The sequence below is a fragment of the Pseudoduganella danionis genome (genome assembly GCF_009720775.1).
Lineage (GTDB): Bacteria > Pseudomonadota > Gammaproteobacteria > Burkholderiales > Burkholderiaceae_D > Rugamonas > Rugamonas danionis.
Genome location: NZ_WNKW01000001.1, coordinates 1,227,225 through 1,242,846, shown reverse-complemented (window position 1 = coordinate 1,242,846; position 15,622 = coordinate 1,227,225). Strand labels below are relative to the sequence as shown.

Below are 15,622 nucleotides of genomic sequence, written 5' to 3'. Positions count from 1 at the left end.
TACCATCCAATCGAAACTGGATGGTATTCATGATCGAGGTTCACAATTGTTGGTGAGTTATTTATCAAGCCTGACGGCGGCGGCGCAACGTGTATCCAATCATGCCCAAACCTGCTGCCAACATGGCGAAGGCGTCTGGTTCAGGAACTGCCCCCATTATAGTATTACGGACATAAATCGTTTCAGGTACGCTGAAGGACAGATTACCGTTGACACCGTCCGTTACAATGCCTCGAGCATAATCGTTTATATCGACATGATAAAAATTACCCCAATATTCTGATGCGAAGCGGTAAGCACTATGATCGTTGAAACCTGCCTGTGCTAGCACAGTGTGTCCCGGCACAATAAAATCTGTCCATACGGGACGATTTGCCCACTCGGCCGCGGTTGCAACACGCCATCCTTCAGCAGCCCGATAGGATGCAGGTTGAATATTCCCTACTCCCCATTCATTCGGTCCGATCGGACCTGCGTAAACCCAATCAAGACCGCTATTGTTCAGGTTAATGAGTACGTTTGAATTTGGGATCGGAGTCGATGAATTAATAATTTGTGCTTGGGCCACTGTTGCAAAAGACAACACCATTGCTGCGAACGCAAAACTTCTCATTTGGCTTCCCCTGTTTGCTATTAGTTTAGATTCCAAAGATGATGCGTAGTAATTGTACAATTTAATTGTCTAAAAAATTATATATTTTTTTATTATTTATCCAGCCCGTGCTGAACAATTAAGCGGAGCCTGAATCTAAAGGCGCGTCGATGAAAAGCCGCTGGCGAGAATTGCAAGGTTTCGTTAAATAGGAGCGATTCCTTGCAAATTTCCGAGCGTTAAATGGGACCAAAGTCAGCCGGATCGCAAAGCCATGAGATGTTCCGCCAACGACTGGATGAGCTGGTAAATCTGCAGCATCCACTGGCCGGTCTGGCGCAGCACATCGACTGGCAAATCTTGGAGCAGAAGTGGGCTCCGCACTTTCCCTCTTCAATACAAGCGCATGGTTGCTAGCTTGAAGAAATTGAGAACGGTGATCGTACGAGTATGGCGCGACGTAGAACGGCAAACCACGAAATTGCCAGCGGCTTTGCGGCTGTGGCCGCAGCCTGCACATGATCTTGCGGAAGCTGCGGCTTCTTTAGGCTCTGCTTGCGATTCGGTTATTGCGGCCTCAGCTCGCGGTGGCCTAGCGACGGTAGCTGTGGCGTGCTAAAGCGCCGAAAATTTGAATTATTCAGACCGGACTATTTAGCTTGGCTCAAGCGCCGCAGCAGATGTTCCGGCTCGGCCTCTAGCTGCATCAATGCCACATGTTCGGGGCGAATAAAGCCTTGCGCGCTGGCGTGGCTGATGAAGCCGGCTAGCTGGTCGTAAAAGCCCGCCACATTCAGCAGGCCCACGGGCTTGCGGTGTATGCCTAGCTGCGACCAGGTCAGCATTTCGAACAGTTCTTCCAGCGTGCCCATGCCACCCGGCATGGCAATGAAACCATCGGCCAGACTGGCCATCATGGCTTTGCGTTCATGCATATCCTTGACGATGAACTGGCGCGTCAGGCCGGTATGCCCCACTTCACGCTCGACCAGCGCGGTGGGGATCACGCCCGTCACTTCGCCACCGTACTTGAGCACTTCGTCGGCTATCACGCCCATCAGGCCGACATTGCCGCCACCGTACACCAGTGCCAGATTCTGTTCCACCATGGCCCGTCCCAGTGCACGGGCGGCTTCCGCATAGCGGGCATCATGGCCGGGATTGGCACCGCAATACACACAAATCGCTTTCAAATCGCTTCTTCCTCATTCAGTTGACGTCTTACCAGATCGGCATCGAGCCGCTCCAGCGCGTCGAGTGCAACGCAGCGCGCGGCGGCCTGATACAGGGCACGCGCTTCGGCCAGTTTGCGTTTTCCGTCCAGCATCTGCAACGCGCGCGCATAGCGCACCTTGACAATGGCCGAGTCCGGCGTCAGGGCCAGCGCCCGTTCGAACGCCGCATAGCTTTCTTCCTTTTTCACCCCGTAGGTCAGGCCGCCCAGCAGCGCCCCCACCTTGTCGAGGATTTCGGCATGGTAGATGCCCAACGCCACCTGCGCATCGGCGCGCTGGGGCGACAGCGTGAGCGTGGTTTCCAGGCTACTGCGCACCTTGGCACCCAGCCCCTGGGCCAGCGCCTTGACCACCGAAATGCCTTGCGAATACTGGCCCAGTGCATAGGCGTGCCAGTAAAAGCCAGCCGGATTGTCAGGCTGCTCCTGCTGCTGGCGCTCGCAGCGTTCAGCCACGCATTCGAAGGTGGCCAGCTTTTTCGTCGGACTCGGTTCCAGATACTGGGCATAGATGCAGATGGCCTTGTGCGCCACCGAATAGCCGGGCACGCCGACATCGAGCCCGATGCGCGCAGCATGTTCGAACTCGCCCGCATGGAAGGCGATCCAGGCCTGCACCAGCTTGGGATTATCGGGCCAGGGCTCGCGGTCGCCCGCATGTAGACGGGGCCACAGGCGCGCCAGACTTTCCGGCGTCTGCACATAGGCGGGATCGGGATACGGGAAAGGGGTCCACGCCATAGAGGTCGGCCTACTTGAGTTTCTTCAGATATTCTTCGGACAGTTTCTGGAACAGCAAACTGGTCTCGTTGCGCAGATACGGGCCGATCTGCGACAGCACCTGATAGCAGCCGCGCGCCAGCGCATCGGCCATCGATTGCTGCTCGCTGTACTTGCGCGGATTACGCACATATTCGTACGACAGCCAATAAGTCGCCACCACCACCATATTGGTGGCCATGGCGTCGATGGCCGTATCCGACGCTTCCAGCGATTTTTCGCTGCGCAAGTCTTCGCACAACTGCTTGGCCACCTTGATCTTGTGCGCCAGAATCTGCTTGAAGTGCAGCTCCAGCTTGCGGTTACGCGACAGCAGGTCGTTGAGGTCGCGATAGAAGAAGCGGTAACGCCAGATCAGTTCGAACATCAGGTGCAGATACAGCCACACGTCTTCGATATTCGAGCGGCGCCCGTCCGGCACCGTCAGGATGCGGTTAATCTCCGCCTCGAACTGCACGAAGATGGAATTGACGATGTCATCCTTGTTGCGGAAATGGTAGTACAGATTCCCCGGCGAGATATTCATTTCTTCAGCGATCACGGTGGTCGTGATATTTGGCTCGCCAAATTCATTAAATAAGCGCAGCGACAGCTCTAGTATGCGTTCGCGGGTACGACGGGGTGCTTTTTGTAGCATAGCAAGGAAACCTCTGTTTATTCTCCTGCAAGCATAACACCGTTACCGCGAAGTTAGAAATATTGTCAGCGCGCAGACGAGCGTTCGGCATGGCTGGCCTGCAGGGCAGCGAGCTGGGCGCTCAGTTCGTCCACGCGCGCCTGCAACTGTGCCACCTCGGCCGCCGTGGGCACGCCGATGGCACTGAGGGCGCGCAGCACGCGCTCTTCGAATACTTGCATGGAAAACATCTTACCGCCCTCTTCCTGCGCTTTGGCGAAGGCGTGCAGGCCGGCCTGCCAGATTTCCTGCGACGACATATGCATGGCGTCGGCCATGCGCTGATCATCGTCTTCCAGCTTCAACTTCTTGATCATGGAGAGTCTCCGTGTTGTTTTGCGTTATTATTTTTTTATTGTAATCAGCAAAACTAGAGCCATGGGTCTAATGCGATGCCAACAACACCGTGCCGTGCTGCTGGGTCTGCAGACGGAAGCCTTCGCGTATATTTTCCCTTAACACAGCCCCCTGCCACGGCTTGGTATAGAAGCGGTCGATGGCGCCGTGGTTGATGGCTTCCATGATGGGCGACAGATCCGTGTAGGCCGACAGCATGATGCGGAAAGTGTCAGGCGCCAGATTCTTGACCCGCTCCATGAATTCGGTGCCGCTCATGGACGGCATGCACTGATCGCACAGAATCACCTGCACATGGTTGTGTGCCAGCAGATCGAAGCCTTCAGCCGCCGTCTGCGCTGTCAGGATGCGGTAGCCGTCCTGCGCCAGAAAGTCGGACAGCACATCGAGCATGAAGGCATCGTCGTCGACGATCAGCAGCGTGGGCTGGTTGAGCACGCCCAGTTCCTGCGGCGACTGCAGACACTGGCCCTGGCGCAGCATCTGTTCGAACTCTTCTTCCGGCAAGGGACGGCTGAACAGATAGCCCTGCATCTCGTCGCAGTTATGCCGGCGCAGATAGGCCAGCTGGGCATCCTTCTCCACCCCTTCCGCGATCACTTCGAGCTGCATGCTGTGTGCCATGTTGATGATGGCCAGCACGATGGCCGCATCATCGGGATTGCTGGTCACTTCACGCACAAAGGCGATATCGATCTTGAGCTTATCAATGGGGAAGCGTTTCAGATAGGCCAGCGAGGAATAGCCGGTACCGAAGTCGTCGATGGAAATGCGTATGCCCAGCGCTTTCAGGTGCTGCAGCACAGTGATGGTTTCTTCCGCATTCGACATCAGCGAGCTTTCCGTCAGCTCCAGTTCCAGCAGCTCGGGTGCGATATCGAATTCGCGCATCACTTTCAGCACTTCTTCTTCCAGTCCGCCCACGAAAAACTGTATGCCCGATACATTCACCGACAGGTGTACGGCGCCCACGCCGGCCTTGCCCCACTCGGCGATCTTGCGGCAGGCTTCGCGCAGCACCCAGTTCCCCACCCGCACGATCAGCCCTGTCTCTTCCAGCAAAGGGATGAACAGCGCCGGCGACACCATGCCGTGGCCGGGCCGGCGCCAGCGTATCAGCGCTTCGGCGCCGCTGATGCGGCCCGTGGCGATATTCACCTTGGGCTGAAAATGCAGCACGAATTCTTCATTCTCGATCGCGCGGCGCAGTGCAATTTCCAGATCCAGCCGGGCTATCGACTGGGCATTCATCTCGGCCGTGAAGAAGCGGAAGGCATCGCGCCCCGCTTCCTTGGCGCGGTACATGGCCGTGTCGGCATACTGGATCAGGGTGTCGGGGTCGTCGCCATCATCAGGATAGACGGATATGCCTATGCTGGAAGTCAGCGTCACTTCATGGCCGCGCAGATCGAACGGGCGGCGCATCGATTCGCGTATCTTGTCCACCACCGTCACGGCCGCCTGCGGCCCTTCCGGCAGGATCAGGATGGCGGCAAACTCGTCGCCACCGAAGCGGCCTATGGTGTCACGCACGCGCAAACAATCCACCAGCCGGCTGGAGAACTGGCGCAGCAGTTCGTCGCCTATGGTATGGCCCAACGTATCGTTGACATTCTTGAAGCGGTCCACATCGAGGAATAGCACGGCCAGCGACCAGCCATGTTCGGCCGCCTGATGCAGCGAGTGGCCCAGCGAATCGTAGAACTGGCTGCGGTTTGGGTAGCCCCGTCAGCGTATCGAAGTGGGCCAGCTTGAGCAGACGCTGCTCGGCTTCCTTGCGCTCGGTGATATCACGCGCTACCGCCACCATGATCCACGTCGAGCCCGAGCGTAGCGTACGGCGCTGCACTTCGACTGACAGCAGCGCGCCATTCTGGCAATGCAGCTGCAGCTCGCTCATGGCGCCGCTCTGCTCGCCCGAAAGCAGCTTGCGGAACAAGTCTTCCAGCGACTCCAGTTCGCCTACGCCGCTGCCATCGGGATGCGCGCGCAAGAAGTCTTCGCGCGTATAACCGAGCATGCGGCAAGCCGTGGCATTCACATCGACAAAGCACATGGCGCTGCGATCGAGCAGGAAGATGGCATCGGCGGTGGCATCCATGGCCAGCCGGAAGCGGCGCAAGTCTTCGTCGAGGCGGATGCGCGCATTCATGTCGGCTGTCAGCTGGGCATGGTGCTGCTTGATTTCCTCGTACATCGCGAGGTTTTCATAAGCCACGGAAATCTGTGCCGCCACCGTCACGGCCACTCTCTCGTCCACTTCGGAAAAGCCTTCGGAACCGAGTTTATCGACCAGATACAGCCAGCCATGCACGCGTTCATGTGAAGCAATCGGCACGCCGAGGAAGGAGTGTACGGGCGGATGCTCGGCCGGCAGACCTACGCTGGCCGGGTCGCCATTCACATCATTGAGGCGGCAGCTCTGGCGCGACTCGAGCAAGCCGCGCAGCACACCGGCCCGTGGCGCCTTGGCCAATGCGCGGGCCGGCACGCCGGCACCGCAACTGGCAAAGTAACTGAGTTCCTCGGCCTCGTCGTCCAGCATGCCGATGCACGCATATTTCGACACGCAGATATTCTGTGCCACGCGGCAGCCGATTTCGATCAGCGCACCGGGGTCGCGTTCGGCCCCCAGTTCGATACCGAGCTCGATCAATGCCGTCAGGCGCAGGCTCACGGCCTGCAGGCTGGAGAGCGAACTGGTCAGACGTTGCGTCATGCGTTCCAGATGTTCGGCCGCCGCGCTATCGACTTCGCCCGACTGGTCGGCGATGCGCGAGAGCTGGCGGCTGCTGTTCTCCAGTTCGTCCAGATACTGGGCGACCTTGTCGTCGAAATGATGGAAGCGGCCATCCAGCGGCGGCTCCGGCATATGCCGCGCCGGCGCCAGCTCGGCCTGCATGCCCAGTGCTTCCTGCACGGTGCGGCGTATCACTTCGGGATCGGACGGTTTGGGCAGCACCCAGCGCACGCCGCAGGTCTGGGCCACGGCCATGGCTTCGCGCTCGCGGTAGATGGCCGTGTAAAAAATCACCGGCACCTGGGCCGTGGCCGGATTGGCATGCAGGCGCGTGACGAATTCATAGCCATCCATGCTGGGCATGAGGATGTCCGAGATGACCAGATCGGGCTGCTCGGCCTCGACCATGCGCAAGGCTTCCGCACCGTTGGACGCTTCCAGCAGACGGTGGCCGTCATAGCCAAGCAGGGTCATGAGGAATTCGCGGTTGAGCACATGGTCATCCACGATCAGGATGGTGGCCGCCGTGAGCTCGCGTGGTTTTAAAAACGCTTCGATCTGGCCGACAAAGCGCTCCGGTTCCACCGGCTTGCCGATATAGCCGTCGAAGCCGGCGGACAGCAGCTTCTCGCGGTCGCCCAGCATGGCCAGCGCCGTCACGGCCAGCAGCGGAATATGGCGCATGGTGGCATCGGCCTTGAGTGCCGCCACCACACCATAGCCATCGAGTCTGGGCAGGTGCACATCGCACAGGATCAGGTCGGGACGATGCTGGCGGGCCAGCGCCACCCCGCTTTCGCCATCGCTGGCGCTGACGGTGCTATGGCCGTAGGCGCGCAACAGGTAGACCATCAGTTCCAGATTGGTCGCATTGTCTTCGATGATGAGGATACGTGCTGCCACCGTGCTGCCTCCTGGTCTATTCTCTGGGCAGGGCCAGCGTAAAAGTGCTGCCCACCCCGTATTCGCTGTCGAACAGTATCTGGCCTTGCAGCAGCGCGGCCAGCCGCTGGCTCAGGTGCAGGCCCAGCCCCGTTCCTTCGAACTGCCTTACCTTGCCCGCATCGAGCTGGGAGAAGGCCTGAAACAGCGCGCCGCGGTCTTCCGCTTCGATGCCTATGCCGGTGTCGCTGATGCTGATGGTAACGCAATCGCGCTCGCTGACCTGGGCCGTATCGAGGTTCACCTTGACCGTGCCATGCTCGGTGAACTTGATGGCGTTGTGCACCAGATTCATCAGAATCTGCTGCAGTGCGCGGCGGTCGGCCATCACCGTCAGGTCGTCTTCGCTGCTGACAAATTCCAGCTCCAGCCCTTTCTGGCGCGCCTGCGGCCGGAACAGCAGCAGCACTTCGTCTATCAGTTGGCGGCACTGCAGCGGCGCCAGTTCCAGTTCGAGCTTGCCCGCTTCGATCTTGGTCAGGTCGAGCAGGTCGTTAATCAGCGACAGCAGGTGGCGCGCGCTGCTCTGCACCGTGCGCAAATGCTTTTCCTGCTCGTCATTGATGGGCCCCGGCAGCTTCATCAGCATGGTACCGGTGAAGCCTATGATGGCATTCAGGGGCGTGCGCAATTCATGCGACATGCCGGCTAGAAAGCGGTCCTTGGCAGCGCTGGCGCGCGCCAGTTCCGTGTTCTGTTCCTGCAGCGTACGCTCGATGCGCTTGCGCTCCGTGTTGTCGCGGATGGCGCTCATAATCAGCGTGCCCTCTTCCGTCACGATAGGGCTCAGGCTGATTTCAACGGGAAATTCCATGCCATCGCTGCGCAGCCCGTACAGATCGCGCCCCGACCCCATGGGCCGGACCTGCGGCTGCTTCATGTACTCGCTACGGTGATGCAAGTGCGGGCCACGAAAACGCGGCGGCATTAGCTGTTCGAGCGGCAGGCCGCGCATGGCGCCTTGCGGATAACCGAATAGCGCATGGGCCTGGCGATTGGCCAGCACCACGCGTCCGCCCGAATTGGCCAGCAGGATGGCATCGGGCAGCGATTCGAGCAGACCGTCGAAGCGCGCTTCCACCAGCTTGGCATCGCGCAGCACCTTGAGCGCCGTGACATCCTTCTTGCTCCACAGGATGTGCTCCGGCTGGCCCGCCGCATCGCGTACCAGCTTGGAGCTGCTATCGACATATACCAACGAACCATCTTTGGCATGGCGCATCGATTCATAATTGGACGAACCGCTGCTGAGTGTTTGCGCAATCACGGCAGCTTCCTGCTCGAGCAAGCCGGGCGGCACGATCAGCTCGGTCAGGCGGCGCCCGAGCGCTTCTTCGCGGGTGTAGCCGAACACCGCTTGCGCGCCGTTGGTCCAGCACTCCACCTCGCCCTCCAGTGTCGTGACGATAACGGCATCCGGTGTTTCATTGAGTATCAGGCTACCGAAATCAATGGGCATAGTGGCACCTTGCTTTGTCTGCTAGCTATAGCTTAACCAACATACAGCAACCGTCAACGAAAATACTCACACAATGTCACAGGCGTGTGGCGGTCAGAATTTCGTCCATGACACGCGGCAATGTCTGCGCATGCCGTCCCAGCGCGACATGGCCGATTCCCTCGAAGGCCAACTGACGCGCACCAGTCAGCAGCGCCGATTGTGCGGGCGCCACGATATTGTCATGCAAGGTATAGATTGTGCTGAACAGGCCGCGTTGCAGATTCGCCTCACCAGCCGCCAGCGTACGCAGCCATTCGCTGTCATACAGCATCTGCTGCACATTCTGGCCCGGGCCGTAACGGGCCAGCGACAGCGCCGTGCCCTGATGCGGCGTACCTAGCGTGATCACGCGCGCCACCGCGTCGGCGCCGTAGCGGCGCAGATAAGCCCGCGCCACCAGCCCGCCCATGCTATGGCCGACGATCACCACGCGCTGCTGGCCCGTGGCTGCGCACAACTGTTCGATGGCTGCACGCACTTGCGGCGCAAAGTCGTCGATGGACGCGCCCGGTGGTTCCAGATCCACGCCCAGATGGGCGATGCCGGCCTGATTCAGCAAGCCGCTCAACGGGCGCCAGTAACCGCTGTTGCAGCCATAGCCGTGAATCAGCAGCACGGGCAAACCATGCTGGCCAGGCGGCAGTTGCAGGCCGACGGGATGCAGCATGTCGTAGCTGGTGGTTTTCAGGTTGGAGCAGTATTCGTGCGCGAGCAGCATGCACAGACGCGGCAGCGACAACACAGGCGCATCGGGCTGGTCGCGCAGGCTGAGACGGAAGTTGTTGGCCGAGATGAGCAGGCGCAGCACCAGCACCAGCGCTATGCCCAGCAACAGATAGCACAACTCCAGCAGCAACTGCCAGTACAGCGGCCCGGCCGGCTGCCAGTATTTATGCAGCGTGGCGGCGACGAGCAAGGCCGCTGCCAGCTGCAAACCCAGTAGGAGGAACACCACGCGTCGGATCATGCTGCCATCATAACCCGACTCGAGAAATGGTGGGCAATCAGCTGCGTAACGGACGCGCGGCCGGTTTGCCGCTCAGCTGTTCGGCCAGCGTGCTGGCCAGCCGCGCCACGATGCCATAGATAGAAAGCTGAGGATTGGCGCCGATCGAGGTGGGGAACAGCGAGCCATCGTGCACCGACACATTGCTTAATCCATGATAGCGACCATCGGCCGCCGTCACGCCCTGGCGCGCCTCATCGGCCATGGTGCAGCCGCCCATCACGTGGGCCGACACCACGCGCATGGCCAGCTGCTTCATGGGCAGCGCCTTGATGCCGGCCTGCGCCTCAGCCCAGCTACGGTACAGCGGCGTGGTTTCATGCACGGGCGCGACATCCTTGGCACCGGCGGCAAACTGGATTTCTGCCATGCTCAGCAAGGCACGCCGCGCACCATCCCAAATGAAATCGCTGATCGGATAATCGAGCGTGGGCGCACCATCACTGCCGAGGATGACGCTGCCGCCCGGTGCATCAGCATGGAAGCCGTCGCGCAGCAGTGCCAGCGTGGCCTGCTTGTAGGGGAACTGCGCCATATCGTGCGCATGGTCGGCACCGAAACCTGCCTTGGTGGTAGCCAGCAGCAGCGGGTGCAGCGGCGGCACTTCCAGCTTGTAGCCGATAGGCCCATCGATGGCCTCGGTGTGCAGGAAGTGGTCGGAATACACGGTTTGCGGCGCGCCGGCGAAGCTGTTCACCGGCTCGGCAAAAGTGGCCGCGGACACCACCACCGGATGCAGGAACGTCCGTTTGCCCAGCAGGCCGTGCGGGTCCGGTGCGCCCGAGCGCATCAGCAGCGCCGGCGAATTGATCGCGCCGCCCGCCACCACGAAGTGGCGCGCCTTCAGCGTCAGCTTGCGTCCCGTCGGCGCCAGACCGGCCGCATCGAGCGCCACACAGTCGAGCTGCACCGCCTTGTCGCCACGCAGCACCAGCCGCTCGGCGCGCGCGCGCGTGAGCAGGGTTGCGCCATGATTGAGCGCCGAGGGGATGGTGGTAATCAGCATCGACTGCTTGGCATTGGTGGGACAACCCATGCCGCAATAGCCGAGGTTCCAGCAACCATTGACGTTACGCCGGATCAGCGCGGTGGGGATGCCCAGCTTGCTGGCGCCGCGGCGCAGGATGTCATTGTTTTCGTTGGGCGGCACATTCCATTCACTGATGTTGAGGCGCTGCTCCATCAGCTCGAACCACGGTGCCAGCGCTTCCGTGCTGTAGGTGTGCAGACCGAATTTGCGCTGCCAGTAGGCCAGCGTGCCATCCGGCGTGCGGAAGCTGCTGGTCCAGTTGACGGTGGTACTGCCGCCCACGGTACGGCCCTGCAGGATGTTGATGGCCTTGTCGCGCGTCTTGCGCGCGGCCGATTCCTGATACAACTGGGGATAGGCTTGCGCCTCGCTCATATTGAAATCGTTGGAAGAATGCAACGCGCCCTCTTCCACGATCAGCACGCGCAGGCCGGACAGGGCCAGAATCTCCGCCGTCACGCCGCCGCCGGCGCCGCTGCCCACCACCACCACGTCCGCTTCCAGCGTCAGGTCGGTGTCGAGCCGGCTGGCGTCCGTCACCTGCCAGCCGCTGGCCAGCCCGGCCTGTATCGGGTCGGGAATCAGGGCCTTAGTCTGATTAATCGGGATATTCGTGCGGCTCATTTCAGCAACTCCTTGCGCGGACCGGGATAGCCGATGGCCGCCCAGGAAGATGGATCGGCATACCACGAGCCCAGCACCAGATCATGCAGGGCCAGATAGGCCGTCTGCAGCATGGCCAGCCGGTGCTTGCGCCAGCTTTGCAGGAAGTCCGCCACTTCGGCTGGCTCAGCCTGCTCCCAGCTGGCGCTGACGCCGGCCAGAAAACGCCGCGCCGGTGCCAGTGCCAGCAGACCGAACAGGTCCTGCACTTCTTTCTGGGTGCTCAGCGGCAGGCCCCGTATGGCGCCATGGGTACGTTCCAGCGTGGCGGCCAGTGCCTGTGCACGTGCCGTGGCCTCGCTCGGCAGCAGCGGGCCCAGCAGCACGGGGATGATCGCGTTCAGCGCGGCTCTGGCTTCACCGTCGAGCGCAAAGGGATGGGGCGTTGGTGCCGGGGTCACCATGCGATAGATGGCCCCGCCCGCTGCCAAAGTAATGGCCGCGGCAGCGCCTATCTTCAGAAAAGATCTGCGGTTGCTCATGTCTCCGTCCTACTGGTTATTTTTTTGTCTAACTAGTGTACGTGAATCAACTAACCGCAGAGTCAGCAAAAATAGAGTGAACGTTCTATTTATCGCTGCCGGCCGGGCGCCGGCCTGTCATGTGACGGGCAATGCCGCGCAAAATATTGACTTCTTCCTGTTCGAGCTGAGCCCGGGCAAACATGCGCTTCAGGCGCGGCATCAGCTTGCGCGGGTTGCTGGCATCAAGGAAGCCGATCTCGACCAGTGCCTGTTCCAGATGCTGGTACATGCCTTCGATCTGGGCCACGCTGGCCGCCTCGCCCTGAAAACCGATGTCGTTGGCGTCACCGCCCGGTTGGCGCACGCTGGGAGCACCTCCCAGCGCAGCCATGCGGCATTCGTAGGCCAGCACCTGCGCCGCCTGCGACAGGTTGAGCGAGGAATAATCGGGATTGGCCGGAATATTGATGAGTACATTGCACTGCTCGACGATCTCGTTGGGCAGGCCGAAGCGCTCATTGCCAAAGATCAAGGCCGCATGCAGCTCGGGCTGGGCCAGCAACTGACCGGCCAGCGCGCGCGGCGTCAGCACGGGCGGTGAATATTCGCGCAGACGGGCCGAGACAGCGGCCGCGAAATTAATCCCTTGCAGCGCTTCGGCCATGCTGCCGACCACCCGGGCCGAGGCGAGAATATCGCCGGCGCCACTGGCAAAAGCAATCGCTTCGGGGTCGTCCAGCGCCCCTTCGAAACGGGGCGTGACCAGCACCAGATCGGTGAAACCCATGGTTTTCATGGCTCTTGCCACGGCACCAATATTGCCTGCACGGCTAGTTTCCACCAGAATAAATCGCAGCCGTTTGAAAAGATTCGTGTTGATTTCGGGCAGGTTCATTTAAAATAGCGCTATTGCGCGGTATCGATACTAAGATTTTCCGGAATTTTACCCTGTCGGCGCCGCTCCGCTCTTTAATTCACTCTTGTACTCTATCGTGCTGCCGGGCAGGCTGAGGCCCCCGCTGGGCGTTAGCGTTCTTTTAACGGAAAAAGCTTACATGCACCCTATGCTCAACACGGCGGTGAAGGCCGCCCGCCGCGCCGCCGCGGTCATCAACCGCGCTTCGTTCGATCTGGATCGTCTGATCGTCAACGAGAAAAACCACAAGGATTTCGTCACCGATGTCGATCAGGCCGCCGAGCAGGCGATCATCGAAGTGCTGTCCAAAGCCTATCCTGAGCACGCTTTCCTGGCCGAAGAGTCGGGCGCATCCGCCAACGCCCACGACGAGAGTGAATACACCTGGATCATCGACCCGCTCGATGGCACCACCAACTTCATGCACGGCTTCCCGCAGTACTCGATCTCGATCGCGCTGGCCCAGCGCGGCGTGGTCACCCAGGCCGTGATCTATGACCCTGTCCGCAACGACCTGTTCACCGCCACCAAAGGCGGCGGCGCCTATCTGAACGACAAGCGTATCCGTGTTACCAAGCTGGACCGCATCGCCAACGCGCTGCTGTCGACCGGCTATGTGGCCGGCAATGCCAAAGCGCTCGACGAATACCTGAAAATGTACGGCATCATGGCTGAACGCTGCCACGGCGTGCGCCGTCCCGGTAGTGCTGCACTGGATCTGGCCTATGTCGCCTCGGGCCGTCTGGACGGTTTCTACGAAAAAGGCTTGAAGCCTTGGGATATCGCGGCCGGTTCGCTGATGGTGACGGAAGCCGGTGGTATCGTTGGCGAGTTCAACGGTGAATCGGACTACCTGTACAAGGGCGACATCATTGCCGCCAGCCCGAAAATCTTCGGCCAGATGGTCGGTCTGCTGACTCCGTTCCACGCCACGCCGGCAGCACCGGCCGCCCCGGCCACCGAATAAGCTGGCGGGCAGGCCCGCCCTGCCCTGCAGTTTTCAGGCGGAATGGCGAGTTTGTTACAAAAAAAGAGAGCATTTGCTCTCTTTTTAATTTCCGCATTGAAACAATTTATAGTTGAAGCTGCTATACTCTGTGCTGCGGCGTGCTTGACCAGTCCTCTGCCGCAGTATCATCCACCTAGATTGCCTGCGACTGGCGCCAGCAACTGGCGACAGGCCTATCCTCACTTAGAGTTACCATGTCCTTTACTTCCCTCGGTTTGTCCGATGCCATCGTCCGCGCTGTTACCGAAGCGGGCTACACCTCGCCCACGCCCATCCAGCAGCAGGCCATCCCGGCCGTCCTGAATGGCGGCGACCTGCTGGCAGGCGCACAGACCGGCACCGGCAAGACGGCCGGCTTTACCCTGCCCGTGCTGCACCGCCTGTCCACCGACGCGCGCGGCCTGGCACTGAGCAATAACAGCTCGCCACGTCCCATCCGCGCCCTGATTCTGACCCCGACCCGCGAACTGGCGGCCCAGGTCGAGGAAAGCGTGCGCGTGTACGGCAAATACACCAAGCTCAATTCCACCGTGATTTTCGGCGGCGTGGGCATCAACCCGCAGATCAAACAGCTCAAGCATGGCGTCGATATTCTGGTGGCAACGCCGGGCCGTCTGCTCGACCACATGGAACAGGGCACCGTCAAACTGGACCAGATCGAAATCCTGATCCTCGACGAAGCCGACCGCATGCTGGACATGGGCTTCATCCGCGACATCCGCAAAGTGCTGGCCGCGCTGCCACCGAAGCGCCAGAACCTGCTGTTCTCGGCCACTTTCTCGGACGAAATCAAAGCACTGGCCGATGGCCTGCTGGACAAGCCGGCCACCATTGAAGTGGCGCGCCGCAACTCCACCGTGGAAATCATTGCGCAGAAAATCCACCCGGTCGACCGCGACAAGAAGCACCCCATGCTGTCCTACCTGATCAAGGCGCATAACTGGACCCAGGTACTGGTATTCACCCGTACCAAGCACGGCGCCAACAAGCTGGTAGACCAGCTCGGTGCCGACGGCATAGGCGCCATGGCCATTCACGGCAACAAGAGCCAATCGGCCCGTACCCGCGCGCTGTCCGAGTTCAAGGACGGCACGCTGCAAGTGCTGGTGGCGACCGATATCGCCGCGCGCGGCATCGATATCGACCAGCTGCCCCACGTGGTCAACTACGATCTGCCGAATGTGCCGGAAGACTATGTGCACCGCATCGGCCGTACCGGCCGCGCCGGCGCCACTGGCGAAGCCGTGTCGCTGGTCTGCGTGGACGAGCACGAGATGTTGAAAGACATCGAGAAGCTCATCAAGCAGACCCTGCCACGCGAAGTCATCGCCGGTTTTGAACCGGATCCGAATGCGCGCGCCCAGCCTATCCAGCTGCGCAGCGGCGGCCCCGGCCACCGCAATGGCCCTAGCCGTCACGGCAACAAGCCACGCAGTGGTGGTGGTCAGCGCAGTGCTGGTGCCGGCGGCGGTGGCGGTGGCGGCAATCATGCTGGTCGCAATGCTGGCGGCAACGGCAATGCACCACGCGGCAATGGTAGTGGCAATGGCGGCGGCAATCCGGCGCGCAGCAATGGCGGTGGCAACGGCCCGCGCGGCAACGGCGCTGGTCCACGCAGCAGCAACGGCAATGCCCCGCGCAGCGCCGCCCAGCACCGTTCTGGCGGCCGCGGCCGCTAATCCTGCGGGCGGGGCTATGCAGCACTATGCGCT

General features: G+C 60.7%; 12 protein-coding genes and 2 pseudogenes. 3 read left to right on the top strand and 11 right to left on the bottom strand.

Annotation, left to right across the window (positions count from 1 at the left end; all coding sequences use genetic code 11):
* Positions 1–64: 64 nt before the first annotated feature.
* Complete coding sequence (locus tag GM655_RS05325) at positions 65–613, bottom strand: PEP-CTERM sorting domain-containing protein (protein WP_196308704.1); 549 nt, start codon at positions 611–613, stop codon at positions 65–67.
* Positions 614–835: 222 nt separating this feature from the next.
* Here GM655_RS05325 and GM655_RS23300 point away from each other — a divergent pair.
* Positions 836–985: pseudogene (locus GM655_RS23300) on the top strand (IS5/IS1182 family transposase); the annotation flags it as partial.
* A 257-nt stretch (positions 986–1,242) separates the two neighbouring features.
* Here the strand turns inward: GM655_RS23300 and GM655_RS05320 are convergent.
* The 10 genes and pseudogenes from GM655_RS05320 to GM655_RS05275 form a co-directional block, all read right to left on the bottom strand.
* Positions 1,243–1,785, bottom strand: coding sequence for an LOG family protein (locus tag GM655_RS05320; RefSeq protein WP_155433535.1), 543 nt, complete (start codon positions 1,783–1,785; stop codon positions 1,243–1,245).
* Positions 1,782–2,567, bottom strand: a complete 786-nt coding sequence (locus tag GM655_RS05315) for a tetratricopeptide repeat protein (protein ID WP_155433534.1) — start codon at positions 2,565–2,567, stop codon at positions 1,782–1,784. Before GM655_RS05315 ends, GM655_RS05320 begins: the two co-directional genes overlap by 4 nt.
* Positions 2,568–2,577: 10 nt before the next feature.
* Positions 2,578–3,243 (bottom strand): TetR/AcrR family transcriptional regulator, encoded by a 666-nt coding sequence (locus tag GM655_RS05310; protein ID WP_155433533.1) that lies wholly within the window; start codon positions 3,241–3,243, stop codon positions 2,578–2,580.
* A gap of 65 nt (positions 3,244–3,308) precedes the next feature.
* Positions 3,309–3,599, bottom strand: coding sequence for a phasin family protein (locus tag GM655_RS05305; protein WP_155433532.1), 291 nt, complete (start codon positions 3,597–3,599; stop codon positions 3,309–3,311).
* A gap of 67 nt (positions 3,600–3,666) precedes the next feature.
* Positions 3,667–7,282, bottom strand: a pseudogene (locus GM655_RS23295) (EAL domain-containing protein).
* A gap of 16 nt (positions 7,283–7,298) precedes the next feature.
* On the bottom strand, positions 7,299–8,780 hold the full coding sequence (locus GM655_RS05295) for a PAS domain-containing sensor histidine kinase (RefSeq protein ID WP_155433531.1): 1,482 nt from the start codon (positions 8,778–8,780) through the stop codon (positions 7,299–7,301).
* 76 nt (positions 8,781–8,856) lie between these two features.
* Positions 8,857–9,789 carry an esterase/lipase family protein gene (locus GM655_RS05290; RefSeq protein ID WP_155433530.1) on the bottom strand — a complete coding sequence of 311 codons (933 nt, stop codon included), beginning with the start codon at positions 9,787–9,789 and terminating at the stop codon, positions 8,857–8,859.
* Between the two features lie 37 nt (positions 9,790–9,826).
* Positions 9,827–11,482, bottom strand: a complete 1,656-nt coding sequence (locus GM655_RS05285; protein ID WP_155433529.1) for a GMC family oxidoreductase — start codon at positions 11,480–11,482, stop codon at positions 9,827–9,829.
* Complete coding sequence (locus GM655_RS05280) at positions 11,479–12,003, bottom strand: twin-arginine translocation signal domain-containing protein (protein WP_155433528.1); 525 nt, start codon at positions 12,001–12,003, stop codon at positions 11,479–11,481. Before GM655_RS05280 ends, GM655_RS05285 begins: the two co-directional genes overlap by 4 nt.
* Positions 12,004–12,088: 85 nt before the next feature.
* Positions 12,089–12,880, bottom strand: coding sequence for an RNA methyltransferase (locus GM655_RS05275; protein WP_155433527.1), 792 nt, complete (start codon positions 12,878–12,880; stop codon positions 12,089–12,091).
* A gap of 169 nt (positions 12,881–13,049) precedes the next feature.
* Here GM655_RS05275 and GM655_RS05270 point away from each other — a divergent pair, with 169 nt between their 5' ends.
* Together GM655_RS05270 and GM655_RS05265 are read left to right on the top strand one after the other, a co-directional pair.
* Positions 13,050–13,868, top strand: coding sequence for an inositol monophosphatase family protein (locus GM655_RS05270; RefSeq protein ID WP_155434143.1), 819 nt, complete (start codon positions 13,050–13,052; stop codon positions 13,866–13,868).
* 236 nt (positions 13,869–14,104) lie between these two features.
* The gene (locus tag GM655_RS05265) at positions 14,105–15,589 is read left to right on the top strand and encodes a DEAD/DEAH box helicase (RefSeq protein ID WP_155433526.1); all 1,485 of its coding nucleotides are present in this window, start codon (positions 14,105–14,107) and stop codon (positions 15,587–15,589) included.
* Positions 15,590–15,622 lie beyond the last annotated feature (33 nt).